The sequence below is a fragment of the Paenibacillus allorhizoplanae genome, from assembly GCF_927798215.1.
GTDB lineage: Bacteria > Bacillota > Bacilli > Paenibacillales > NBRC-103111 > Paenibacillus_E > Paenibacillus_E allorhizoplanae.
Genome location: NZ_CAKMMW010000037.1, coordinates 1 through 24,125, shown reverse-complemented (window position 1 = coordinate 24,125; position 24,125 = coordinate 1). Strand labels below are relative to the sequence as shown.

The 24,125-nt window shown below is 45.0% G+C and carries 28 protein-coding genes and 1 tRNA gene; 27 read left to right on the top strand and 2 right to left on the bottom strand.

Features of this window, described 5'->3' with window-relative positions; all coding sequences use genetic code 11:
* Nucleotides 1-35 precede the first annotated feature (35 nt).
* The 7 genes from mnmG (at nucleotide 36) to L6I86_RS33300 (ending at nucleotide 7,419) form a co-directional block, all read left to right on the top strand.
* Nucleotides 36-1,931 (top strand): tRNA uridine-5-carboxymethylaminomethyl(34) synthesis enzyme MnmG, encoded by a 1,896-nt coding sequence (gene mnmG, locus L6I86_RS33330; RefSeq protein WP_236293035.1) that lies wholly within the window; start codon nucleotides 36-38, stop codon nucleotides 1,929-1,931.
* Between the two features lie 4 nt (nucleotides 1,932-1,935).
* Nucleotides 1,936-2,661 (top strand): 16S rRNA (guanine(527)-N(7))-methyltransferase RsmG, encoded by a 726-nt coding sequence (gene rsmG / locus L6I86_RS33325; RefSeq protein WP_236293034.1) that lies wholly within the window; start codon nucleotides 1,936-1,938, stop codon nucleotides 2,659-2,661.
* Between the two features lie 304 nt (nucleotides 2,662-2,965).
* Nucleotides 2,966-3,781, top strand: a complete 816-nt coding sequence (noc, locus tag L6I86_RS33320; RefSeq protein ID WP_056622673.1) for a nucleoid occlusion protein — start codon at nucleotides 2,966-2,968, stop codon at nucleotides 3,779-3,781.
* 164 nt (nucleotides 3,782-3,945) lie between these two features.
* Nucleotides 3,946-4,704, top strand: a complete 759-nt coding sequence (locus L6I86_RS33315) for a ParA family protein (RefSeq protein ID WP_056622827.1) — start codon at nucleotides 3,946-3,948, stop codon at nucleotides 4,702-4,704.
* Nucleotides 4,701-5,573, top strand: coding sequence for a ParB/RepB/Spo0J family partition protein (locus tag L6I86_RS33310; protein ID WP_056622671.1), 873 nt, complete (start codon nucleotides 4,701-4,703; stop codon nucleotides 5,571-5,573). Before L6I86_RS33315 ends, L6I86_RS33310 begins: the two co-directional genes overlap by 4 nt.
* 178 nt (nucleotides 5,574-5,751) lie before the next feature.
* Entirely contained in the window at nucleotides 5,752-6,912 is a 1,161-nt protein-coding gene (locus L6I86_RS33305; protein ID WP_236293033.1) for an aminotransferase class V-fold PLP-dependent enzyme, read from the top strand.
* A 15-nt stretch (nucleotides 6,913-6,927) separates the two neighbouring features.
* Nucleotides 6,928-7,419, top strand: a complete 492-nt coding sequence (locus L6I86_RS33300; protein WP_236293032.1) for a DUF4446 family protein — start codon at nucleotides 6,928-6,930, stop codon at nucleotides 7,417-7,419.
* Here the strand turns inward: L6I86_RS33300 and yyaC are convergent.
* The gene (yyaC, locus tag L6I86_RS33295) at nucleotides 7,394-8,017 is read right to left on the bottom strand and encodes a spore protease YyaC (RefSeq protein WP_056622658.1); all 624 of its coding nucleotides are present in this window, start codon (nucleotides 8,015-8,017) and stop codon (nucleotides 7,394-7,396) included. The genes L6I86_RS33300 and yyaC overlap by 26 nt on opposite strands.
* A 96-nt stretch (nucleotides 8,018-8,113) precedes the next feature.
* On the opposite strand from yyaC, the gene L6I86_RS33290 reads away from it, so the two are divergent.
* The 5 genes from L6I86_RS33290 (at nucleotide 8,114) to L6I86_RS33270 (ending at nucleotide 10,224) form a co-directional block, all read left to right on the top strand.
* Nucleotides 8,114-8,356, top strand: coding sequence for a putative Se/S carrier protein (locus L6I86_RS33290; protein WP_063795718.1), 243 nt, complete (start codon nucleotides 8,114-8,116; stop codon nucleotides 8,354-8,356).
* A 13-nt stretch (nucleotides 8,357-8,369) separates the two neighbouring features.
* Entirely contained in the window at nucleotides 8,370-9,224 is an 855-nt protein-coding gene (locus tag L6I86_RS33285) for a mechanosensitive ion channel family protein (RefSeq protein WP_236293031.1), read from the top strand.
* Between the two features lies 1 nt (nucleotide 9,225).
* Nucleotides 9,226-9,441 carry a DUF951 domain-containing protein gene (locus L6I86_RS33280; protein ID WP_056622652.1) on the top strand — a complete coding sequence of 72 codons (216 nt, stop codon included), beginning with the start codon at nucleotides 9,226-9,228 and terminating at the stop codon, nucleotides 9,439-9,441.
* 76 nt (nucleotides 9,442-9,517) lie between these two features.
* Nucleotides 9,518-9,605, top strand: a tRNA-Ser gene (locus L6I86_RS33275).
* 178 nt (nucleotides 9,606-9,783) lie between these two features.
* The gene (locus L6I86_RS33270; RefSeq protein ID WP_236293030.1) at nucleotides 9,784-10,224 is read left to right on the top strand and encodes a hypothetical protein; all 441 of its coding nucleotides are present in this window, start codon (nucleotides 9,784-9,786) and stop codon (nucleotides 10,222-10,224) included.
* Nucleotides 10,225-10,318: 94 nt separating this feature from the next.
* Here the strand turns inward: L6I86_RS33270 and L6I86_RS33265 are convergent, their stop codons facing one another.
* Complete coding sequence (locus L6I86_RS33265; protein ID WP_028557224.1) at nucleotides 10,319-10,510, bottom strand: YjzC family protein; 192 nt, start codon at nucleotides 10,508-10,510, stop codon at nucleotides 10,319-10,321.
* Between the two features lie 243 nt (nucleotides 10,511-10,753).
* Between L6I86_RS33265 and rpsF the strand changes: the two genes are divergently transcribed.
* The 15 genes from rpsF (at nucleotide 10,754) to dnaB (ending at nucleotide 24,002) form a co-directional block, all read left to right on the top strand.
* Entirely contained in the window at nucleotides 10,754-11,041 is a 288-nt protein-coding gene (rpsF, locus tag L6I86_RS33260; protein WP_056622648.1) for a 30S ribosomal protein S6, read from the top strand.
* 34 nt (nucleotides 11,042-11,075) lie between these two features.
* Nucleotides 11,076-11,558: a single-stranded DNA-binding protein gene (ssb, locus tag L6I86_RS33255; RefSeq protein ID WP_056622646.1), complete on the top strand. Its 483-nt coding sequence runs from the start codon at nucleotides 11,076-11,078 to the stop codon at nucleotides 11,556-11,558.
* A 25-nt stretch (nucleotides 11,559-11,583) separates the two neighbouring features.
* Nucleotides 11,584-11,871, top strand: coding sequence for a 30S ribosomal protein S18 (gene rpsR, locus L6I86_RS33250; protein ID WP_028557221.1), 288 nt, complete (start codon nucleotides 11,584-11,586; stop codon nucleotides 11,869-11,871).
* Between the two features lie 225 nt (nucleotides 11,872-12,096).
* Nucleotides 12,097-13,104 (top strand): metallophosphoesterase family protein, encoded by a 1,008-nt coding sequence (locus tag L6I86_RS33245; RefSeq protein WP_236293029.1) that lies wholly within the window; start codon nucleotides 12,097-12,099, stop codon nucleotides 13,102-13,104.
* A gap of 1 nt (nucleotide 13,105) precedes the next feature.
* Nucleotides 13,106-13,936 carry a metallophosphoesterase family protein gene (locus L6I86_RS33240; RefSeq protein WP_236293027.1) on the top strand — a complete coding sequence of 277 codons (831 nt, stop codon included), beginning with the start codon at nucleotides 13,106-13,108 and terminating at the stop codon, nucleotides 13,934-13,936.
* Between the two features lie 37 nt (nucleotides 13,937-13,973).
* Nucleotides 13,974-15,266 (top strand): ABC transporter substrate-binding protein, encoded by a 1,293-nt coding sequence (locus L6I86_RS33235; RefSeq protein ID WP_236293025.1) that lies wholly within the window; start codon nucleotides 13,974-13,976, stop codon nucleotides 15,264-15,266.
* 102 nt (nucleotides 15,267-15,368) lie between these two features.
* Nucleotides 15,369-16,328, top strand: coding sequence for a carbohydrate ABC transporter permease (locus L6I86_RS33230; RefSeq protein ID WP_236293023.1), 960 nt, complete (start codon nucleotides 15,369-15,371; stop codon nucleotides 16,326-16,328).
* 12 nt (nucleotides 16,329-16,340) lie between these two features.
* Nucleotides 16,341-17,171: a carbohydrate ABC transporter permease gene (locus tag L6I86_RS33225; RefSeq protein WP_236293021.1), complete on the top strand. Its 831-nt coding sequence runs from the start codon at nucleotides 16,341-16,343 to the stop codon at nucleotides 17,169-17,171.
* Complete coding sequence (locus L6I86_RS33220; protein ID WP_236293020.1) at nucleotides 17,171-17,869, top strand: GntR family transcriptional regulator; 699 nt, start codon at nucleotides 17,171-17,173, stop codon at nucleotides 17,867-17,869. Before L6I86_RS33225 ends, L6I86_RS33220 begins: the two co-directional genes overlap by 1 nt.
* A 36-nt stretch (nucleotides 17,870-17,905) precedes the next feature.
* Nucleotides 17,906-18,646 (top strand): tyrosine-protein phosphatase, encoded by a 741-nt coding sequence (locus tag L6I86_RS33215; RefSeq protein WP_236293019.1) that lies wholly within the window; start codon nucleotides 17,906-17,908, stop codon nucleotides 18,644-18,646.
* A 190-nt stretch (nucleotides 18,647-18,836) separates the two neighbouring features.
* Entirely contained in the window at nucleotides 18,837-19,148 is a 312-nt protein-coding gene (locus L6I86_RS33210; RefSeq protein ID WP_056622632.1) for a MazG-like family protein, read from the top strand.
* A gap of 6 nt (nucleotides 19,149-19,154) precedes the next feature.
* Entirely contained in the window at nucleotides 19,155-20,069 is a 915-nt protein-coding gene (locus L6I86_RS33205) for a DUF2232 domain-containing protein (RefSeq protein WP_236293018.1), read from the top strand.
* Between the two features lie 18 nt (nucleotides 20,070-20,087).
* Complete coding sequence (locus L6I86_RS33200) at nucleotides 20,088-22,049, top strand: DHH family phosphoesterase (protein WP_236293017.1); 1,962 nt, start codon at nucleotides 20,088-20,090, stop codon at nucleotides 22,047-22,049.
* Nucleotides 22,046-22,495 carry a 50S ribosomal protein L9 gene (gene rplI / locus L6I86_RS33195; protein ID WP_056622624.1) on the top strand — a complete coding sequence of 150 codons (450 nt, stop codon included), beginning with the start codon at nucleotides 22,046-22,048 and terminating at the stop codon, nucleotides 22,493-22,495. The genes L6I86_RS33200 and rplI overlap by 4 nt, the downstream gene beginning before the upstream one ends.
* Nucleotides 22,496-22,628: 133 nt before the next feature.
* Nucleotides 22,629-24,002, top strand: coding sequence for a replicative DNA helicase (dnaB, locus tag L6I86_RS33190; RefSeq protein ID WP_056622622.1), 1,374 nt, complete (start codon nucleotides 22,629-22,631; stop codon nucleotides 24,000-24,002).
* Nucleotides 24,003-24,125: the final 123 nt, after the last annotated feature.

Sequence of the window (24,125 nt, the reverse complement as noted above, 5' to 3'; positions counted from 1 at the left end):
ATTTGCGTTTTCATAAAAGAGGGAGGGACGTTTCTATGGGATATCACGCAGGGAATTATGACGTTATCGTTATCGGTGCCGGACACGCAGGTTGCGAGGCTGCTTTAGCCTCAGCTCGCATGGGTTGTAATACGTTGCTACTAACAATCAATTTAGACATGGTTGCTTTCATGCCTTGTAACCCATCCATCGGTGGTCCAGCGAAAGGTCATGTTGTTCGTGAGATCGACGCGCTTGGTGGTGAGATGGGGCGCAATATTGATAAAACGTATATTCAACTTCGTATGTTGAATACGGGCAAGGGGCCGGCTGTTCATGCACTGCGCGCACAAGCCGATAAATTTTCGTATCAGCATAAAATGAAAGAAACAATCGAAGCTACAGCTAATTTGACATTGCGTCAAGGGATGGCTGAAGAACTTATCGTGGAGAATGGTGTTTGTAAAGGTCTGATTACGAAGACAGGTGCTGAGTATTATGCAAAATCTGTCGTTTTGACCACCGGTACGTATTTACGCGGTAAAGTGATCATGGGCGAACTGATGTACGAGAGCGGGCCCAATAATCAGCAGCCTTCTGTTAAATTATCTGAGTCCTTACGCAAGTTGGGCTTCGATCTGGTTCGTTTCAAGACAGGTACGCCTCCGCGCGTTCATAAAGATACGATTGATTTTAGCAAAACAGAAATTCAACCAGGTGATGAGCAACCGAAGTTTTTCTCCTTTGAGACGAAAACAGGTTCGAATCATAATGAGCAGCTTCCATGCTGGTTAACGTATACATCTGCAGCGACGCATCAAATTATTAATGATAATTTACATCGTGCTCCGATGTTCTCTGGTGCTATTGAGGGGACGGGGCCAAGATACTGTCCTTCTATTGAAGATAAAATTGTTCGTTTCAGCGATAAGCCTAAGCATCAAATTTTCTTAGAGCCAGAAGGTCACAGTACTTCAGAGTATTATGTACAAGGTCTCTCAACAAGTATGCCGGAAGATGTACAATTGGGAATCTTACGTTCCATTCCTGGTCTAGAAAAAGTAGAAATGATGCGCACGGGTTATGCCATCGAGTATGATGCGGTAGTACCAACGCAATTGAAACCTTCATTGGAAACGAAGCTGGTTAGTGGGTTATTTACAGCTGGGCAAATTAATGGAACTTCTGGATACGAAGAGGCAGCTGGTCAAGGGGTTATGGCTGGGATTAATGCCGCGCGTAAAGTACAAGAGAAGGAAGCCATCGTTTTGGATCGTTCCGAAGGTTACATCGGCGTTCTCATTGATGATCTTGTAACTAAAGGAACTAGTGAGCCATATCGCTTGCTTACTTCACGTGCAGAATATCGCTTGTTACTTCGTCATGACAATGCGGATCTCCGCTTAACGCCGATTGGTCATGAAATTGGATTGATTTCTGAAGAGCGCTATGCGAAGTTTTTGAACAAAAAATCGCTTGTAGAGCAAGAGATTGAACGTTTATCTGAAGTGAAGGTGAAACCTGAGCCTCACGTTCAAGAATTGCTTCGGAGCTTGGAAAGTGTGGAATTGACGAATTCGGTTCCGGCGATTTCCTTGCTGCGTCGTCCTGAGATTGAGTATAAACATATTGAACAAATGACGATGTCTCCTTTTGACTTAGATGAAGATATGAAGGAGCAAGTTGGCATTCAAGTAAAATATGCGGGTTATATTGAAAAGCAAAGTAATCAAGTGGATCGCCTGCGTAAAATGGAAAAGAAAAAGATTCCGGATGATATTGAATATAGTGAGATCCATGGAATTGCCACAGAAGCGAAACAGAAGCTCGCGAAAATCCGTCCAATCTCAATTGGGCAAGCATCTCGGATTAGCGGGGTTACCCCTTCGGACATTTCTATCTTGCTTGTTTATCTGGAACATTACAATAGAGTCATAGCGGCTAGAGGTTAAAGATATGGATGCTATACAGCAACAATTCACAGAGTTATTAGCCCAAGAAAATATCACCCTTTCTACGCAGCAGTTAGATCAGTTTGAACAGTACTACAAGACACTCGTAGAGTGGAATGAGAAAATGAATTTAACAGGTATTACAGAGAGAGACCAAGTTTATCTTAAACATTTCTATGATTCTCTTTCTGTGGCTTTCAATTACGATATAGGGAAGGTTACATCTCTTGCTGATATCGGTTCAGGCGCTGGATTCCCAAGCATACCTCTTAAAATTGCATTTCCTCATCTTCAGGTTACAATTGTTGATTCTTTGAATAAGCGGATTCTATTCTTGAAAGAAATTGTCTCTCAGCTAGGTTTGACGAATATGGACTGTGTGCATGGTAGGGCAGAGGATATTGCTAGACTTCCTCGCTATCGTGATCACTTTGACCTCGTAACTGCTAGAGCGGTTGCGAAACTGCAAGTGTTAAATGAATTCTGTCTTCCATTTGCCAAGAGTGGAGGGACTTTCATTGCAATGAAGGGTTCCGAAGTGGATGATGAAATTAAGGACTCTTCCTATAGTTTAGTAGAGCTGCGAGGAAAAGTGACGAAGGTTAATCGAATGATTCTACCTATCGAAGAATCCGTAAGACATTTTGTTGAGATACAGAAGACAGCTGCTACACCAGCTAAATATCCTAGAAAAGCAGGGATCCCTTTAAAGGAACCACTTTTCAAATAATAGGAATGTTTCACGTGAAACATTTCCCAGCTTACCTGTTGTAGAGAAGGATTATGGCCTTCGATGGAGAATATCTATATAAGGTGAAAGCCCGTCATATACTGGCTTCGCCTTACCTTTTATTTGTGATGTTGTGGTTGGATATTCGCAATTGATAGATTAAATTTACTAGAATCAGACAGCATGAATGACATCGTCTCGGAATGGCGAAAAGATCTTTTTACCTTGTACAGGGCGTTGTATCCGTTTATTGTAACTGTACTGATCGCTTAAACTACGGGAAGAGTTGGTGGTAAGTTTTCCTATGAAAGAACAAATATCGAAGCTATTTGGCCTTGCAGATCGTTCAACGACGGATGAGGTCAAAAACATACCCGTAAATAGTATTATTCCTAGTCCCTATCAGCCGAGAACTTTATTCGATGATGATCGTATCGATGAACTATGCCAAACCATTCGAACACATGGTATTATTCAACCTATTGTTGTTCGAGTCAAAAATAATACATTTGAATTAATTGCAGGCGAACGACGCTTGCGTGCGGTGAAAAAGTTAGGTCTTGATACGATCCCAGCTATTGTTCGGGACTTTAATGATTCACAAGCAGCATCCATTGCGCTTATTGAAAATCTGCAACGTGAAGGACTTACTGCGATTGAAGAGGCTGCAGCTTATCATCAATTGATCGAGATGCATGATCTTACGCAGGAAAGCCTTGCACAACGTTTAGGCAAAAGCCAATCCACAATCGCCAATAAGATTCGTTTATTGCAATTATGCGAACCTGTTAAAATGGCTTTGATGGAACGTAAGATTACGGAGCGTCATGCGCGTGCTCTATTAGCTTTAGATCAAGAAGAGCAGCAGGTCAAATTGCTAGAAGAGATTATCACGAAAGAATTAAACGTTAAACAAACGGAAATCAAAATAAGTTTCCTGAAGGAAGCGGCGAAGATTAAGAAGTCACGTCGTGTATCTTTTACGAAGGATGTTCGACTTGCTCTCAATACCATTCGACAGTCGGTTGAGATGGTTTCAAGCTCGGGCTTACATATTAATACCTCAGAACAAGATCATGAAGATCATTATGAAATTATAATTAAGATTCCTAAGCGATAATTTAGGCATTTCTGCTACCTAAAACGGCGCAAGCCGTTTTTTTTGCATCTAATGGCACGAATCTATCAAATATTCATAAGGTAACTGATTGATAGATATGGTAAGATAGTACTACTGCTTGTTAAATAGCATTATGGAACATAAGCGATAGAGGTGAAATGGTTTTGTCTAAAATTATTGCAATAACGAATCAGAAGGGTGGCGTCGGCAAGACGACGACTTCTGTGAATCTAGGCGCTTCATTAGCTTCGCTTGGTAAACGCGTTCTTTTGGTCGATATTGACCCGCAAGGGAACACAACAAGTGGTATTGGTGTGAATAAAGCTGATGTTACAAATTGCATTTATGATGTATTGATTAATGACGTACATCCAAAAGATGCAACAGTGGAAACAAATGTACCGAATCTTAAAATTGTTCCGGCAACGATTCAACTTGCTGGTGCAGAGATTGAATTGGTTCCAACCATTTCAAGAGAAGTTCGATTAAAGAAGTCACTTCAACTTGTCAAACACTTATATGATTATATTTTGATAGATTGCCCTCCATCTCTTGGCCTTTTAACGATCAATTCTTTAACCGCCGCGGATTCCGTAATCATCCCTATTCAGTGTGAATACTACGCCTTAGAAGGTTTAAGCCAACTTCTGAACACAGTGCGATTGGTGCAAAAGCATTTAAATACAGGACTTCAAATTGAAGGTGTCCTATTGACGATGTTTGATGCAAGGACGAACTTAGGTATTCAGGTTATTGAAGAAGTTAAAAAGTACTTCCAAACAAAGGTTTATCAAACGATTATTCCTCGTAATGTACGTTTGAGTGAAGCGCCGAGTCATGGGCAATCCATTATTACGTATGATCCTAGATCAAAGGGCGCGGAAGTTTATTTAGAACTTGCTAAGGAAGTGATCTCAGTATGACCAAAGGCCTCTCTAAAGGTTTAGGTAAAGGATTAGACGCATTAATAACGTCCTTGCATATTGATGAGAGCGATAAAGTCATTCAGATTCCACTGGCTCAATTGAGAGCCAATCCGTATCAGCCTAGAAAGCATTTTAATGAAGATAGTATTAAGGAACTTTCAGAGTCGATCAAGGAGCATGGCGTCATTCAGCCTATCATTGTTCGGAAGGTTCTTAAGGGCTACGAGATCATTGCGGGTGAACGTCGTTTCCGTGCATCACAAGTTGCAGGAACGCCAACTATTCCAGCTGTGGAAAGAATTCTTTCCGATCAACAGGTAATGGAAATCGCATTGATTGAGAACGTGCAGCGTGAGGATCTTAATGCGCTTGAGATCGCTTTTGCTTACCAAGGTATTATTGATCAATTCTCTTTGACACAAGAAGAGCTGTCAGCGAAGGTTGGTAAGAGTAGATCTCATATTGCCAATTTCTTAAGATTGCTTTCCCTTCCTGAATCAATTAAACAATATGTTTCACGTGGAACATTATCCATGGGGCACGCGAGAGCAATTGTTGGTGTGAAGGACGATAAGATTAAGAAAGAACTTGCAGAGTCAACGATCTCTAAACAGTGGAGTGTTAGAGAGCTTGAAGAAGCAATTAAGATGCTAGAAGAACCACCTGGTCCTGAAAAGGAAAAGGCAAAACAAAAAGAAAAAAATAGAGATCCGTATATTAATCAAGCAGAAGAGCAATTGCGAGACATTTATCGGACATCCGTGAAAATTAAGAGTCAGCAGGATAAAGGGAAGATCGAGTTGCTCTACTATTCAAAAGACGATCTCAACCGACTGCTAGAATTATTGCAAGGTAAAATCTCTTAGAAATTGCTAGCGTACCTATGGAGGCTGTCTGTTCATTAATTATGAACGGACTGTCTCCTATGTTTTTCTTTCGAACAGAAGGAACAAACTAAGGTATGCTATATTTTTGACCATATATAATTGGAAAAGATAGTTTCAAGTAATATGGGGCAGGGATTTCTCGAAAGGGGCTGGACATATGAAAGACGTAATGTATTTCGACCAAGCAGCATCCTCATGGCCGAAGCCGCCAACGGTGATGGATGCGATGATGCAATGCATGCAGGAGTATGCAGCTAATCCTGGCAGAGGCAGCCATCAGATGGCTGTGAAGGCAAGCCGTACGTTGTTCGAGACGAGAAAGAATCTAGCTAAATTATTTGGTGTGAGAAACCCAAACGATATTTCATTTGCATTAAATACAACACATGCACTAAACCAAGCGATCAAAGGCTTTGTAAAGCCTGGCGATCACGTGATCTGTACGAATGTTGAGCACAATTCGGTGAGAAGACCGCTAGAATATTTAAAAGCCTCAATTGGCGTCGAGCTTACCTATTTGCAACATGATGAGCAGGGGAATGTACAATTAAATGATTTGAAAGAAGCGTTTCGCTCAAATACAACACTTGTCGTTGTGAATCATAGTTCCAATTTACTTGGCACCATTATGCCAATTGGAGAGATTGGGGAGCTCTGTAGAAGCCGCGGCGCCAAGCTGCTCGTAGACGCGGCTCAGAGCGCCGGCGTACTGCCTATTCATGTCGTAGATATGAATATCGACATGCTCGCCTTCCCAGGCCACAAGGGGCTCCTGGGGCCTCAAGGGACGGGTGGGTTATACATCCATCCGGACATTGAACTGGAACCATTGCTACATGGCGGTACAGGCAGTCAGTCGGAGGCAATCCACCAGCCGACAGTACGGCCTGATCGCTATGAAGCAGGGACTCAGAACACGCCAGGCATCGCTGGATTGAATGAAGGTGTAAAGTTCATCCTAGCGGAAACCGTGGACAAGATTCATACGAAAGAATGGGCACATACACAGCAATTAATGGAAGGGTTACTGGGAATTGAAGGGGTAACGATTCTAGGGCCAAAGCTTGGACAAAATAAAACAGGAATCGTTTCCTTTAACATTCAAGATGTGGATTCATCGGAAGTTGCTTTTATCCTCGACCAGTCGTTTCAAATTGCCGTGCGGTCTGGTTATCACTGTACGCCGCTTGCACATGAAGTTGCCGGCACTTTGGCCAAGGGAGCCGTAAGGTCGAGTATCGGGTATTTTACGACGGACGAAGAGGTAACAGCACTCATTGAAGCTGTCAAAGAGATTCAAGCGCAATATGCGAAGTAGAAAGAGGGATAAGGCATGGGGGAACTGTTTGGCTTGAATGCAGAATACGTGATGTTAATTTGTTTCGCATTCATTCTGGTGTTATTGGTTATGGTCATCATTATTTCAATTCGATTGTCATCCTTGCGGAAACGATATACACGGATGATCAATGGTACAAGCGCTGAGAATATGGAACAATTACTTATTGATATGCAGAACGCTTTGAACGAGCAAAAGGCCGAATCCGTTAAGGCTTCGACCCAAATATCTAATATCCATCAGTCCATGAAGAAGATGACATCGAACATTAAAGTTCGTCGATACAATGCCTTCAATGAAGGTGGCAGTGATCTCAGTTTCTCGTTGGCGATGCTCAACGAAGAACAGGATGGTGTGATCATTACAGGAATACATAGTCGAGAGCAAATGTATGTATATGCGAAACCGATCGCAAAGGGACAATCCAGTTACACGTTAAGTCCAGAAGAGAAGGAAACACTTACTCAAACTTTAAAGCAGTCGTAGCACTCGGTGCAAAGGATTGCGTTCGTCTAATCGAAGCGTAGAGGGCATCACCAATGACGGTAGCCATATTCATGACGAGGCTAAGCCGCGTATTTTGCAAGACGAAGTATTCCATGAAGCCGCCAACATTAACGATACCAGTTACATGAATATCACCAACGGGTGGCAGATCTTTATTAACACCCGCACCTGGCTTGAGTGGTCCATGAGCGACTTGAATGCAGCCGACACTGGCAACTTGCCCTAAACAAGCATCAACAGCAACGATGAAAGGGTTCTGAAATTGCTTATGAATGGTTTCAACGGTTTCGGCTAAATTCATAGCGTGGACAGGCTCATCCAGTGTGCCGAACAAATGAAGATTGCGGAGCGTAGTCGTACGATTTAGATGGGAGCCAACGAGAGGGCCGAGAGCATCGCCTGTTGAACGATCCGTTCCTACGCAAATGACGACGATAGGTTGATAGGTTGGTAGTTTACTGAAAATCGATTGCAAATGCTTGGCGAGAAGATGGGGTGTATTGGAATCGGTATGTTGAATTTTCAAAGGTTCTTGCACTGGGGTTTTATCGCCGTCGAATCCGAAATGGAATTTCATGATATCCCTCCAAAGTAGTAAATCTTTTTTACTAGTATATGGAGAGAGAGGTACATTTATACGTAGAGAGGAGAGCTTTCTCTGGAATTTTCTATCATGTTGCTAGCTTTCGATTCTACCCAACAAGCACTAAGAGCTGAGATGCTGCTAGAGTATGCGGATATTGAGATCGATATCAGACCTACGCCGAAAGAGATTACAGCGGGATGCGCTCTTTCTATTGAATTTCCAGGAGCAGATCTTGTGCAAGTTCAAGAGATTATAGAGAGCGAGAATGTCGAGATTAGAGGCATTTATTTTAAAAAAGAAGATGGATATGGTACCATAGTAGAAAAGTAAGGAGGCTTTACTAGTGTCTTTTGAAACACAATATTTCGAAAATTTGATGCATTGGATTCGGGAGCATATCAGTAAACCTGAAATCATTGCCTCGATATTTTGGATCACTATCAAAATTGTACTCATTTATGTCATTGCTAGAGTTATCATCAAAATTGCTGATAAAACAATCGCTCACATGGTCATTGCGAGAGAGAAGTCACCACTTAAAATTGATAGACGAAGATCGAATACCATTTCAATTCTCGTACATAATCTTATTGCCTATACAGTAAATCTAGTTGCTATCATGTTGATCCTCGGTCAAGTAGGATTGAATTTAGGTCCCTTATTAGCGGGTGCAGGTGTTCTTGGATTGGCGATAGGTTTCGGAGCACAGAGTTTGGTGAAGGATGTCATTACGGGGTTCTTTATTATTTTCGAGGATCAATTCGGCGTTGGTGATGTCATACAGATTGACCAATTCAAAGGAACCGTTGAGGAAATTGGCATTCGCGTTACTCGGATCAAAAGCTGGACCGGTGAGGTTCACATCATTCCTAACGGAAACATTAAGCAAGTGACCAACTTTTCCACTTATAATTCGATTGCTATCGTCGATGTATCTATCGCTTATGACGCTGACATTGATCGTGCGATGGTTTTATTAAATGAAGTTGTTGCTGAAGTGCATGAGCGCACAGAGAGTATCGTTAAAGCGCCACAGGTGCTTGGGGTGCAAATGATTGGAAACACGGATTTGAAGATACGAGTTATTGCGGAATGTAAGCCGAATAAACAAGGGGAAGTCAGCCGGATTTTAAATGCAGAGATTAAGAAATATTTAGATACCCATGGCATTAAACAAGAAAAGGTGGAGGGGAACTAAGATGGAAAAGAAGGAATACCAACTTGGCGATGTTGTACAGATGAAAAAGCCCCATCCATGCGGTACAAATGAAATGGAAATTATTCGAATGGGGATGGACATTCGGATTAAATGTGTAGGCTGTAAGCACAGCGTTTTAGTACCAAGAACGAAGTTCGAGAGCAAGCTCAAAAAAATATTGCGCAGCAATGCGGTGACAGAAGAAGAGTCGAGCTAAACTTTTCATAAAAAACAGTAAAACACTTGCGAGAGACAGACTTTTTTGATACAATAAGTCCTGTTCTCATTTTCTTGGAAAGGTACCCAAGTGGTCCAAGGGGGCTGACTCGAAATCAGTTAGGCGTCGCGAGGCGTGCGTGGGTTCGACTCCCACTCTTTCCGTACTAGAACACACCAGATGAAAGCCGTTTATATCCTTCGGGGATATGGGCGGCTTTTTTGTTGTCCTGTTTGGACATGGTGATAATGGTTTATATGAAATAAGAGGGATAAAAAGTAAAGATCTGAAGCAACCTAACAGTTAGGTTATGGCAAATAGCTACGTAGGAGGACGAGATAAATGAATAAATGGATACTAGCCCTAGCAATGCTTGCTGTAGTGGCCTCAGGCTGCTCTAAGAAGGATGATACAAGTACAGTTAGTCCTACAGCAGGTGTGACGGTACAGCCCTCAGCAGGGGCTTCAGCGACGCCTAGTGGGACGAGTGCAGGAGGAGCTGCAGGTGGGACTGTGACGGCAACACCTACCCCAAAGGGAACAACCGGTGGCGGAGCCGCGGAGACACCTTCTACGCTCACGAAGGAACAAGTGGAGAAAATTACTTTGACGAGTACCTACGATGATTTGGTTAAGCAGACGGGGTCCAAAGGGAAGCTCGTGAAAGAGGAGAATGGCAAACGAACTTATGAATTTGCGATCTCTAATCAAGCAGGATATTATGCGGAAATCGTCTATTTTAACGATGGGAAGATTTCAGAGAAGCGTGTGTTCCAGAGATAGTCTGGGATAAAGGCAGATAAGAAAGTGAATTGTGGAAGAAAGGAACACCTCTCATTAAAACTGAAAGGTGTTCCTTTCTTTTCATATAGAAGAACTACATCCGCTTACCGCCTTTTTTGTGCCATTTGCGATTATGATTGCTTGTTGCTGGAAAGGTGTCCCCTTTACGAAGGGTAACTGTTTTGGGATTGTTAATCCCCATATGGAAGGCGTTCTCGCCAATTTCCATATATTCACCGTCGTTAGGAACATGATCGCCTTCATTAAAATGTGTCCATTCACCCACGATTGAATCACCTCTTTATAAGAATAACAATCATAGTTAGAATGCCCGCAGGAGAGGGAAGCATGTACCTGATGAGCTTCCAGCTTCCACCTGTGCGAAGCGTGTGATAAAAACTTGTAATTTGCCGTATGATTTGCTATAGTATTCAGGTGCGAGTTTTGAATAAGAATCCTCGCTCCTTGCTCCTTCGCTTGCCTAGCAAGTTAGAATAGGAGCCGCTTAGTCCAAAAGGAGGTGAAATACATGCGCAAATATGAATTGATGTACATCATTCGTACTGACGTTGAGCAAGAAGTTGTTCAATCTACGGTAGAAAAATTTCAAGGCATCATCTCGAACGGTGGGGGAGAAATCTCCAAACATGACCTGATGGGTAAACGCCGTCTTGCGTATGAGATCAAGAAGTTCCGTGACGGGCACTACGTGCTTGTACACTTCAACGCAGAACCTGCTGTTGTAACTGAACTTGATCGCGTACTTAAGATTTCGGACGAAGTTATTCGTCACTTAATCGTAAACGACGTAGCTTAATCAATGCCAGTATTTTCGTCAGGAGGGTTATTCCATGTTGAACCGTGTTATTCTAATCGGTCGATTGACCAGAGATCCAGAACTTCGTTATACACCAGCTGGGGTAGCAGTTACCCAATTCACACTTGCTGTAGACCGTCCTTTCACGAGCGGTGGCTCGAAAGAACGTGAAGCGGACTTTATCAATATCGTCACGTGGAGGCAGCTTGCCGAAACCTGCGCGAATTACTTGCGTAAAGGTCGTTTAACAGCAGTTGAAGGACGCATTCAAGTGCGTAACTACGACAACAATGAAGGAAAACGTGTTTACGTGACCGAAATTATTGCCGACAATGTACGTTTCCTTGAATCTAGCGGCGGCGGGAATCGCGAAGAGGGCGGATCCTCTAATGCAAATGCAGGCGGCTATAGCGGCGGCGGAAGCAGCAATCGTGGCGGTGGATCGCGCGAGCAGCAGGATCCTTTCATAGATGACGGAAAACCGATCGATATTTCCGATGATGATTTGCCATTTTAAACGTAGAAAGGACTGAAGAGACACAATGGCTTTCCAAAAAAGAGACAATAATGGTGATGATCGTGCTGATCGCAAATTTGCTCCTCGTGGCAAAGGCGGTAAAGGCAAACGCCGTAAGGTTTGTTACTTCACTGTAAACAAAATCAAGCATATTGATTATAAAGATATCGAGACTCTTAAAAAGTTCATCAGTGAGCGCGGGAAGATTCTTCCTAGACGTGTAACTGGAACTTCCGCTAAGTACCAACGTGCTTTGACGATCGCTATCAAGCGTTCCCGTACAATCGCGTTGCTTCCTTACACAACGGAATAGGTTTCGGAATAAAGAGCAGTCGGGCAACCGATTGCTCTTTTTATATTTAAGGAGAAGCGAGCCCGCGGGGGCTCGCTTTTTTGTCGTTCGCTTTCTTTTGCCGCAGACGGACTCGAGAACATCTAGATTAATAATAACTATAAATCTAGCTAATATTCTGCTTACATACAACCTGCATACTAAGGATAAGAACAAGCTTTCACCAATAGAAGGGAGATAGGAACCATGCAAACTGTACAGCTTGATGAAAAGAAGAACGTAACGATCTTTGAGGATCAGCTAGTGACCACAGAGAAACGCCCTTGGTTTGGGAGCATGCCTAGTCAACTGGGAGAAGACTTTTCGTTTGTTGTGATGGGGGACCGTTGCGGGATGGCGACGGAGGGAGTTTTTGAGAAGGCGCTGGACTTGGTGAAGGATTTGAAGCCTGACTTTGTTTTGGCGGTAGGTGATTTGATCGAAGGTTATTGGAATAATGCCGCGGACACGCATCAGGAATGGGATGATATTGACGTTAAAATTGCAGCGATGGGACTGCCATTCTTTCCGGTCATCGGCAATCACGACTATGGCAATCAAACGATGGCAGAGGTATGGCGCGAGCGTAAAGGCTTGGACTACTACGCGTTTCGTGTAGGAGATACGCTCTTCCTTTCTTTAAATACGGAGCATACACCGGATGAGTTCTCCGATGCATTTATCGACATCATCAAACGGATAACGGCGGACGTGAAACGCGAACCTGAACGCGCCAATGAACACATGAGTGCTTTTGTTGATGAACTGAAAGGGCAACTTTCACCTGAGGAACTACAAGGTTTTGGCAAGATAAAACTGAGTCTTGGTGAGGAGCAACTTGCTTACTTTAGATGCGTATTGGCCAACAATGCAGATGTAAAATGGACGTTCGTCAACATGCATAAGCCAGGTTGGAAATCAGAAAGTGAAGAATACCAAGAGCTCATACAGATGCTAGGGAATCGATCCTACACCATTTTTGCCGGGCATTTGCATGCGATGGAGTACACTCAGAAAGGTAATGCGGAGTTCATACAGCTAGGTAGAACTGGTGGTCTTGCACATGGGGATGGCACGAATCCGAGTGACGAGAATGTCGTGTTATGGGTAACCATGCGCGGAGGAATGCCTACATATCGCGTTATTCATCTGGATGGTGTCAATGATTTAACAGCTTATCAGCCTCATCAACACGTTCACGGGGAGAGTGTCTAACATGACGACGAAGGAACCGATGTTCTTCATACAATTAACGGATATTCACATAAGTGCACCAGGGAAGAAACCATTGTTCGGCCTCGAAATGTCAGATAAGCTGCGCGCTGCTTGTGCGGAAATTCGCACATTGGAGGCGAAACCATCCTTTGTGGTGATTAGCGGCGATTTGACGCATGATGGCAATTTGGAAGACTATCGTTTTCTCAAAAAGCTGATAGATGAACAAGTAGAGCTTCTCGGAATTCCAATTCATGTCGCGCTAGGCAACCATGATTTCCGCGAGCCATTTCGCGAAGGTTACTTAGAGGAAGAGCCATCGAACGAATCCTATTACTATAGCTTCATGGCCGATAGACTCCGCATCGTGATGTTAAATACACAAGTGCCGGGTACCCATGGCGGTAGACTCGATGACGTGCAGCTCGCTTGGCTAAAGCAAGTGCTAGCTGAGCCGGCACCACTGGGAACGATTATCGTGCACCATCATCCAGTTGTGAAAACACCTACGGTAATGATGGATGATCATCTATTGGAAAACCCGCAGGATTTGGCAAGCGTCATCGAAGGGACTGACGTGATTGGCTTATTATCGGGGCACATTCATTATCATAATGTTGGTATGTTCAATGGCATTTTGTGCGCAGCCGCAGATGGACTTGCCTTCGGTCTGGATCCGTCAGCTTCAACGAACATGCGGTTCATCGATAGATCTGGCTACAACTTGATCACGGTGAAGGACGGACGAATGATTGTACAACCAATGACCTTGTCTGGTGAGCAACGCTTACTTTACGAACTGAATGTATCCAAGATTCATGCTGAGGTCTAATCCTGCCCATTGATCGATAATAAGAAGGAGCTGTGACATGTCACGAGCCAAAACAAAGATCATCATGTTACTTTCAATAACAGCACTGGTAACAGCAGCATGTGGAAATGGCAAGGAGAGCGCATCAACCGGGCCAGTTACGATTTCGTTCTATAGCTACAACTTAGCGATCGCTAGCCAAAAGGAAGGCACGCAGCAACTGATTACGGAATTCGAGGCAGCCCATCCGAACATCAAGATCGATGCGATTCCGGTAACGTCAACGGAAATTAATACGAAGGTACAGGCAGATATCGCGGCGGGTTCGCGTCCTGACGTTGCACAGCTCGTATTTGATGGTTTGGACTATGCTGTTCAGAACTACAATGCGAAGGCATTGGAAGATATTGTACCTGCTGACGAGCTGAAGAAGAACTTCGAAGGCTTCTCTCCGAATGGATTGAAATTGGGTCAATTGAAGGGGAAAACATACGGACTTCCTTTTACATTCAGTACACCGGTCTTATTTTATAATGCAAAGCTATTCAAGGATGCGGGTCTTGACCCAGAAAACCCTCCGAAAACGTGGGAGGAAGTGAAGACCTATGCGCTGCAGATCGCAGCCAAAACGAAAGCTTCTGGTGTGCATGTAGGCGGTGCTGCCGGGGCGGACTGGATAGTCCAAGCTTTGATCGGCAGCAACGGCGGCAAGGTCCTATCGGATGATCGCAAAACGATCCAGTTCGGTGAACCCGCAGCGATTGGCGCGATCAAGATGTGGCAGGATCTCGTTCAAAGTGGCGCAAGCGACAAGATGAACGATACGGAAGTGATTCAAGCGTTCAGCGAATCGAAGGTTGGGATGCTGCTGTATACAAGCGCCTTACAGAGCGCCTTGCTCAGCGCTTCTAAAGCTGGAGGCTGGGATCTGAAAGCTGTACAGATGCCATCCTTCGGAAGTAAACCTACAACACCAGTTAACTCAGGAAGTGCCTTGTTCGTGTTATCTGATGATAAAGCGAAACAGCAGGCAGCGTGGGAATTCCTCAAGTTTGTCACTAGTGAGCGGGGCTACACGATCATAACGTCCAAAATCGGGTACCTGCCGCTTCGTCCAGCTATTGTGGATGATCCGAAGTATCTGAAGGACTGGGTGGCAGCCAATCCGTTGGTGAAGCCGAATCTCGACCAGCTTACTCGCTTGCAGCCTTGGGTATCCTATCCAGGTTCGAAATGGAGCCAAATTGAGACGATCTTGCTGGAAGGCGTGCAGAAATCGATTCAGAGTTCGGGAGATACCACGTCCATCATGCAGGATGCTCAGAAGCGTGCACAATCACTAATGCCATAATGGGTGCGAAGACAGGAGGTGGCTATATCCTTCTGTCTTCTGCCATGAATCGGTCAATCGATGATCTTAGAGAGACCGTTCTAGACATTCAGGAGGGATACCATGAATAGCAATGCAATCACAAGGACCGTTTCTAAAGCTCGTCCAAAGTCGGTACAGCAGGTAAAAAGACCGTTCCCCTATAAAAAGTTGATCCCTTATTTATATTTGTTGCCGGTCATGATTTCGATTGGCTTCTGGATCTATCGTCCTTTAATCGAGACCTTTCAGCTCAGCTTCTACGAGTGGAACATGCTGCCGACATCCCCCAAGGAATTCATGGGATTGGATAACTTCGAGAAGCTAGTTACGCTGCCCGAGATGAGCAGAGCCTTATTGAACACCTTGTTTTATACGGTGGGTGTTATGCCATTTTCGCTACTTTTGCCGCTGCTGATTGCGATTTCCACGGACAACATTGGACAGCGTACCCGCAATGCGTATCGTTCGTTAATTTTCGTACCCATGATTATGGCACCTGTTGCGGTATCAGCCGTGTGGAACTGGATTATGAACCCAATGGGCGGTATTCTCAATAAAACGTTGCAGGCTGTGTTTCACATTCAGGAACCGATACGCTTCTTCTCCGATGAGCGGTGGGCGATCTGGTCGATTACGTTCATCACGGGTTGGAAGTTGCTCAGCTTCAGTACGTTGATTTTCTCCGCAGCGATGACGGGGATTAATAAAGATTATATAGAAGCAGCTAGAATCGATCGAGCGAATCGTTGGCAGATCATTTGGCACGTGTTGCTGCCATTGTTGTCGCCTACGATTATGTTTATGGCGATGCTCAGTACGTTGTTCGCTGCAGAATGGAGCTTCTCGTACGTCAATGTATTGACGCAGGGAGGGCCATTAAATTCAACAACAAACATTTATTATTTGCTATGGACGTACGGGTTCAAAACGTTCTCCGTAGGTTGGAGCTCAGCAGCCGCTGTGTGCGTATTTATTGGTTCTGGCCTTATTTCATTAGGTTTCATGAAACTATCGAAAAAGCTCTCGTTTTACGACAACTAAAGGAGGATCAGCATGAAGAATCCGCGATTGAATGGATCCCGCAGCGCAACTGTCGGCAAACATACCGTATTGATATTGCTAAGCTTTCTTGCGATTTTCCCATTCTACTGGATGTTAAACACTTCCTTTAAACCACCAGGTGAAGTGTACTCCACATCACTGCTTCCTGCGCACTGGACGTTCGATAACTACGTGCAGGCATGGCATGCCATTCCTATGGCCCGTATGATGACGAACTCGATTATCGTTGCTATTAGTCAAACAGCAGCCCAATTGCTCACAAGCATTCTGGCAGCATATGCATTCACGCGCTGGGATTTTCGCGGCAAAGGTTTCTTCTATGGCTTAATTTCATTGACATGGCTGGTTCCATTTCAGGTTATCATGATTCCGAACTATGTAGTCATTAGTGGTTGGGGGCTGCGAAATTCCTTGATGGGGTTAATCATCCCTAACATCGTATCCGCATTCGCTGTACTCCAACTGTACAACACTTTCAAATCCTTCCCGCGAACGTTAATTGAAGCGGCTCATCTGGACGGGGCATCCGATTGGAGTGTGCTGTGGCGGACGATTTTCCCGAATTTACGTGCATCGATTGCCTCTATTGGCGTACTATTATTCATTTCCTCATGGAATGACTACTTTTGGCCGTTGCTGGTCACGAACAAACCAGAGCATGCCACACTCCAAATCGGGTTGCAGTCGTTTATGTCCACAGATGCTAATCTGTGGGGACCGATGATGGCGGCGACAACGATGGCGAGTTTGCCGATTCTTCTGCTTTATTTTATCCTACAGCGTCAAATTATTGATTCGTTCGTCAAAGGCGGTTTGCGTTAATGAGTTCTTTTTTCACACAGCAAGGGCATCTGCTTCAAACGAAAAGCATGGCCAAACCATCACTAGAAAAGAAAGCCTATCAAGAAATTCGGAATCACATTATTCATGCGAATTATTTGCCTGGTACTCTTTTGTCAGAGAATGAGTTGGCAGATCAACTGAACATGAGTCGAACGCCGATTCGGGCGGCTATCTCTTTATTAGAGCAAGAAGGATTCGTGGAATCGGTACGTGGCCGGGGCGTTTTTGTTAAAAATATTTCGTTCAAAGAGTTCTGTGACATGTTTGAAGTATTAGTTTCTATGCAGATTTATGCATGCGATGTTGCTGAAAAGCGAGGACTTTCCTTCGATTTGACGTCGTTACGTGACCATCTGGATCGTCAAATTCAAGCGGCTGACGACGGTGACCATTGGCTCTATTATGAAAGTTCGCTGCTATTTATAGAGACGATTCTAACTACAGTTCACAATCAGAACATGATGCAGATTCTGGAGCAAATAAAAGGTAAATATATGTGCAAAGTTGTTTCCTATCGAACCATGAATCCGCAGTCTCTATCCAATCCGAGACAGGGGAGAAGGATCAACTCGCGGATCTATGAGGCTCTTCTACAAGGGAACATCCAGGATGCGAAAGAAGCGATCTATGAAGTGAATGAGATTTTGCATCAGCAATTGAAGCAATTCGATATTTGACGTATACCAAATTTGAATAAAGGCGGATGACTAATCATGACGACACATATGGCCAATGAGCAGAGGGTTCTACAGGTTGAAGGCGCATATAATTTGCGTGATCTAGGAGGCTACAAGACGAAGGACGGTCGGATGACACGTTGGGGTGTACTATTTCGAGCGGATGGTTTGCACATACTTAGTACGGAAAGCCAACAAGATCTGGTGAACAGAGGTGTACGGACGATTATTGATTTGCGAAATGCGCATGAGCTTGAGGAAAAGAAGAATGTGTTCGCAGATTCCGAGCAAGTGAGCTATCATAATGTAAGTTTGATCAATCCAGCCACATCGAGTCTTACACAAATTCGCAATCTAGGTGATTTATATATTAACTTGCTTGAAACTTCGCAAGCCGAATTGTTACGTGTTTTCAGTTTGCTTGCAGAGGGAGCCATACACGGAAGTCTCTTCCATTGCGCGGCAGGTAAAGACCGTACTGGTGTCGTTTCAGCCCTATTGTTAGACCTTGCAAATGTTCCACATGGAACAATTATGGAAGACTATGTGCTAACGAATGCTTGTATTACGCCAATCATGGATGAACTGCGCAAGGGGAAACCAGCGAATGTGACAGATGAAGTGTATGAGAGCTTCTTAGGTTGTGATCCTGCCTATATGGCGGCTCTGTTATCCCATTTGGAGCTTCGGTACGAAAGTGCGGAACGCTATTTACTAACGATTGGTATAACGGAAGAGCAGATCCTAGCGTTGAAGGAGCAATTAATTACAAATTGAGGGAGTCATCGGGATCCCTAATCTCGCGCCATTTTTCCTAAAAGAATACAATTCCCTAACAAGGCAGCTGTCAAGATCAGCTGTCTTTTTCTACGGCATCGGAGAGCTCGATTAGAGGCTTTCTTTTCTAGTACCTTTTTGTGGTATAATTGATCAATATCGTTTCTGCGGAGATGAGGAGTGATGACGGTTGCTGAATAGGGATAAAGAAGTTGACCTAGCCAGACGGGCCAAAGTCATTGAGTGGCTCAAAACAGAAGTCGTAGATCATGTAGCTCACTTGCTCAAAGGCATGTGGGAAGGTAGTCATGTAAAGATGGTTGATGGATTAGCCAGTTTGATTTCGAGTGGCTACATTTTAGGCCGAAGACTGGGGATTTCTTATCGCAGTTTGGACGAAGCTATTGTTGAGAAAATGAAGAAGCACCGCCAAGAGGGCCATCAACTTGAGGACTGGTACGGCGACATTTCATCGCTCGAAGAACATTTACGTAAGAGGTGAGCCCGGTTGGGGAATCGAAGTTGGCAGAGTGTCATTTGGAGCGTTGTTATGATTATTTCATTGCTATCGCTGATGACACCATTTATTATTTTTACATGTAGTTTTCTGTTAGTGCCAGTTCTTATGTTATACGTCAAATCAAGTACAAAGCGTTTCGTCGTAAGTTATGTACTCAGTCTGCTCGTTGTCTACCTACTTACCCAGTGGATAGGTCTCTATTTAATAACGATTGCGTTGTTCACATTACCACCTGTGTTAGTGATGGGGAACCTGTACAAACGCAAAGCGGCAGCAAGATCCGTACTAACTGCGGGTATCGTTACTGTCTTGGCTGAGTCATTATTAAGCCTTCTTCTAGGCTTTGCTTTAGGTCTTGACCCGGTTACTAAGTTCAAGCAATTCATGATAGATAGTATTGCAACGATGCCGAGTAGCATTCAGGAGATTTTACCTAAAGATCAGGACTGGTACGTTGGATTCATCGTGCAAGTGATACCGTTGTATTTGATTTTTGTGGCGTTGTTCATTACCTTTGTAACACATGGCGTGACGCGGTGGTTCTTGAACAAAACAGGAGAAGGTATCCCTGGTTTACGCCCAATGAGAGAGTGGAAGCTGCAAAGATCACTTGTCTGGATTTATTTAGTGGCTTTTGTTTTAGATTTATTCTCAGTACCCGATTCGAGCTCACTCATTTCAACACTGCTGATGAATGCGATGCCGCTGTTGATGCTCGTGTTCGCAGTTCAAGCGATAGGCTTCCTGTTCTTTGTGGCGCATGCGAATAAGTGGAAACCGATCCTGCCAATTGTGGCTATTATCATTCTCATCTTTATGCCGCCACTATTTATTGTGTATAGCTTGTTAGGGGTATTTGATGTTGCGTTTCCAATCCGTGAACGGTTCAAGAAAAATTTATAGGATTAGGAGCTAGTTCGAATGCCGAAGTTCCTTTTGAAGCGGTGGCACGGTCAACATATTGTGTGGATGTTCGTTCTGCTCATCGCCTTGACAGCCATTATCTATATGTTCAAATGGTGGCTGGGCCTAACGGCTTTCTTACTCTGCGGAGTAATGGCGTATTTTACGTTGCAAGCGGAGACAGCTTTTCGTCGAGAATTGAATACGTACGTCGGAACGATAACCCATCGGGTGAAAAAAGCCGGCAATGAAGTCATGAGCGGGTTGCCCATCGGCATTATTTTATATAATGAAGAGAAACGCATAGAGTGGCACAATCCTTTTGTAGCGAAAATGTTAGGGCAAGACTCGGTGATTGGTGAGTCGCTCTTTGATTATTTCCCGGATCTCAAGAATAAAAAAGATAAGGCTGAAACACTGGAGCTTAAAGTTGGCCAATTTATTTATCAAGTCATGTCCAAACCCGAGGAGAGACTCCTCTATCTGCGTGAAATTACGGAGCAAGCCCTGCTCGCAAAGAAATACGAAGATAGTAAAACAGCAATTGGTATCGTCATGATGGATAATTTGGAAGAGGCAACACAGGGACTGGATGATCAGGCACGCAGCCTTATGCTGGCCAAGGTTACTGGTGAAATTACGGAGTGGGCTCAGAAGAATCAGCTGTACTTACGCCGGACTTCATCAGATCGCTTCCTAATCTTGATGGATCAGAAGGCATTGCGTCAGTTAGAACAAACACGCTTTGAACTTCTAGACGATGTCCGCGATCTTACGATTGAGAATAAGCTGCCTCTAACGCTTAGTATCGGGATCGCATCTGGGGCTGAACAGCTCACAGAACTTGGCCAAATGGCACAAATGGGTTTGGACATGTCGCTCGGCCGCGGTGGTGACCAGGTAACGGTGAAGGTCGGACAGCGACTGTCTTTCTACGGTGGGAGAACGAACGCGGTCGAGAAACGTACACGAGTTAGAGCTCGGGTGATCTCACATGCACTGCGTGATCTGATGAAAGATAGTGACAAAGTCATCATCATGGGTCATCGATTTGCAGATATGGATTCCATCGGCGCGGCGATTGGTGTGCTCAAAGCTGTCCAAGTCGTCGGTAAAGAAGGCTATATTGTACTGGAGGGCGTGAATCCATCCATTCAGAAGGTGATGGAGACGATTTCGGCTGATGAGCGGCTGCATCGTTGGTTCATTACTCCTGAGCAGGGCATGCAGATTACCACGCAGCGAACACTTGCCGTCGTCGTGGATACGCACAAGGCATCTATGGTCGCTGAGCCTAAGCTGCTACAGCTTACCCACAGGGTCGTCGTGGTCGATCATCACCGTAGGAGTGAGGAGTTCATTCATGATGCTACACTCGTCTATATGGAGCCGTACGCGTCCTCAACGTGCGAGCTAGTGACCGAGCTGCTGCAATATATTAACGAGAAGCTATCGATGGAGGTTCTAGAGGCCACGATGCTGCTCGCAGGAATAGTTGTAGATACGAAGAGCTTTAGTCTTCGTACTGGCGCAAGAACCTTCGAAGCCGCGTCGTACCTGCGACGCAATGGGGCAGATTCCGCTCTCATTCAGAAGTTAATGAAGGAAGATTTGGATTCTTATATTGAGCGTTCCGAAATTATTAAGCACACAGAAACCATCTATGAACATGTTGCTTTGGCAGTGGCTGAGCCTACACGTAAATATTCTCAGTTGATGATCGCGCAAGTTGCTGATACATTGTTAAATATGACGAATATTATGGCTTCCTTCGTAATTGCCGAACGACCGGATGGGTTAATTGGGATCAGCGCGAGATCGCTCGGCCAAATGAACGTCCAAGTTGTGATGGAGCGTCTGGGCGGCGGCGGGCATTTAACCAATGCAGCGACGCAAACAGATTGCACATTAGAAGAAGCAACGAACCGATTAAAACAAGTACTAGCCGATATGCAGGAAGAGGAGGGACTTTTCGAATGAAAGTAATTTTACTCAAAGACGTTAAAGGCCAAGGTAAGAAGGGCGAAGTGAAGGAAGTATCCGAAGGGTACGCACAAAATTTCCTAATCGCACAAGGACTTGCAGCTCCAGCTACTCAGGGCACAGTCAAAGTGTTAGATAATCAAAAGAAAGCTGAGCAACGCCGCAAGGATCAAGAGAAGGCAGATGCGCAGGCGTTAGGCGAGAAGCTTAGTGAAATGACCGTTCAAATTAAAGCGAAGTCTGGTGAAGGTGGACGTTTGTTCGGAGCTATTCCTAGTAAGCAGATTGCAGAAGTACTCGAGAAGCAGTATAAAATCGTAATTGATAAGCGTAAAATCGTGCTGGAAGAGCCGATTCGTACCCTTGGTGTAACGAAAGTTCCGGTTAAGCTGCACGCGGAAGTAACAGCTAGTTTGAACGTTCAAGTAACAGAAGAGAAGTAAGCTTCAGGTCATAGAATATTGCGATTTGAATTACAAAAAGTAACGAACGAGAGTCCCAGTCCGGGGCTCTTCTCTCTTGTAGACACAAAACTAGTAAACTATGAATTGTGAAATGAAAGGCGGGCACAGTAGCATGAGCAATGGAGATAATATGTTTGTGGATCGTGTTCCGCCTCAAAATATAGAAGCTGAGCAAGCCGTCCTAGGTGCGATTCTGATAAATGCTGATGCCTTGATCACCGCGATGGAGCGGATAACTAGCGATGATTTCTATCGCGGCGCTCATCAGCGCATCTTCGAGGCGATCGTTGAGCTCGCCGAGGATCAAGAGCCTGTCGATCTTATTACACTAACAGCGCTTCTCCAAAACAAGCAGCAGCTTGAGGAGATCGGCGGCGTAACGTATTTATCGGAGCTGGCGAATGCAGTGCCAACGGCTGCCAACATCGACTATTACGCGGCAATTGTCGAGGAGAAGTCGATGCTTCGCCGTTTGATCCGGACAGCGACCCAGATCGTCACCAATGGCTATGCCAATGAGGATAATGTTGGGGCGATGCTCAGCGAGGCGGAGGCGAAGATCCTCGAGATCTCGCAGCGTCGTAGTTCCAGCGGCTTCGTCGTCATTCGCGACGTGCTGATGGAAGTGTTCGAGAAGGTTGAAAACCTCTACTCGAACAAGGGTGGGTCAACGGGAATCCCGTCAGGATTCATTGACCTCGACAAGATGACGTCTGGCTTCCAGCGCTCAGACTTAGTCATTCTGGCCGCCCGGCCTTCTGTTGGTAAAACCGCGTTCGCACTGAACGTGGCGCAGAATGTCGGCGTTCGGGCCAAAGAGACCGTCGCGATCTTCTCGCTCGAGATGGGTGCGGCGCAGCTCGTACAACGTATGATCTGCGCCGAGGCCAACGTCGATGCGAACCGCATGCGGACGGGTTATCTCGAAGGCGACGACTGGGAGAAGCTGACGATGGCGATTGGCGCTTTGTCAGAGGCGAATATCTATATTGACGACACCCCGACGATTACGGTCGCGGATATCCGGGCGAAGTGCCGCCGTTTGCAGCAGGAGAAGGGGCTCGGCATGATCCTCATCGACTACTTGCAGCTGATTGCCGGCCGTGGCGGCAAGGGTGGAGACAACCGTCAGCAGGAGGTCTCTGAGATCTCCCGTACGCTGAAGCAAATTGCCCGTGAGCTGAATGTACCGGTCATCGCGCTCTCGCAGCTGAGCCGGGGCGTTGAGCAGCGTCAAGACAAGCGTCCGATGATGTCTGACCTTCGGGAATCCGGCTCCATTGAGCAAGATGCCGACATCGTAGCGTTCCTTTACCGGGATGATTACTACGATAAGGAATCCGAGAAGAAGAACATTATCGAGATTATTATTGCCAAACAGCGGAATGGTCCCGTAGGCACCGTCGAGTTGGCCTTCCTGAAACAATTCAATAAATTCGTGAATATGGATCGCAGTCATCAAGAAGCAGCAGCCGCGCAGTATTGACGGCTGTTTTTTTGCTTGAAGCGAGGACAGGAGGGCGCTGTAATGTTGTTAGGTTAGGAGTCGGGGTGGCATTCCGGCAGATGAGCTGTTGCTGGCGTAGTGGGGTGCTGCGGACGTGGGGGC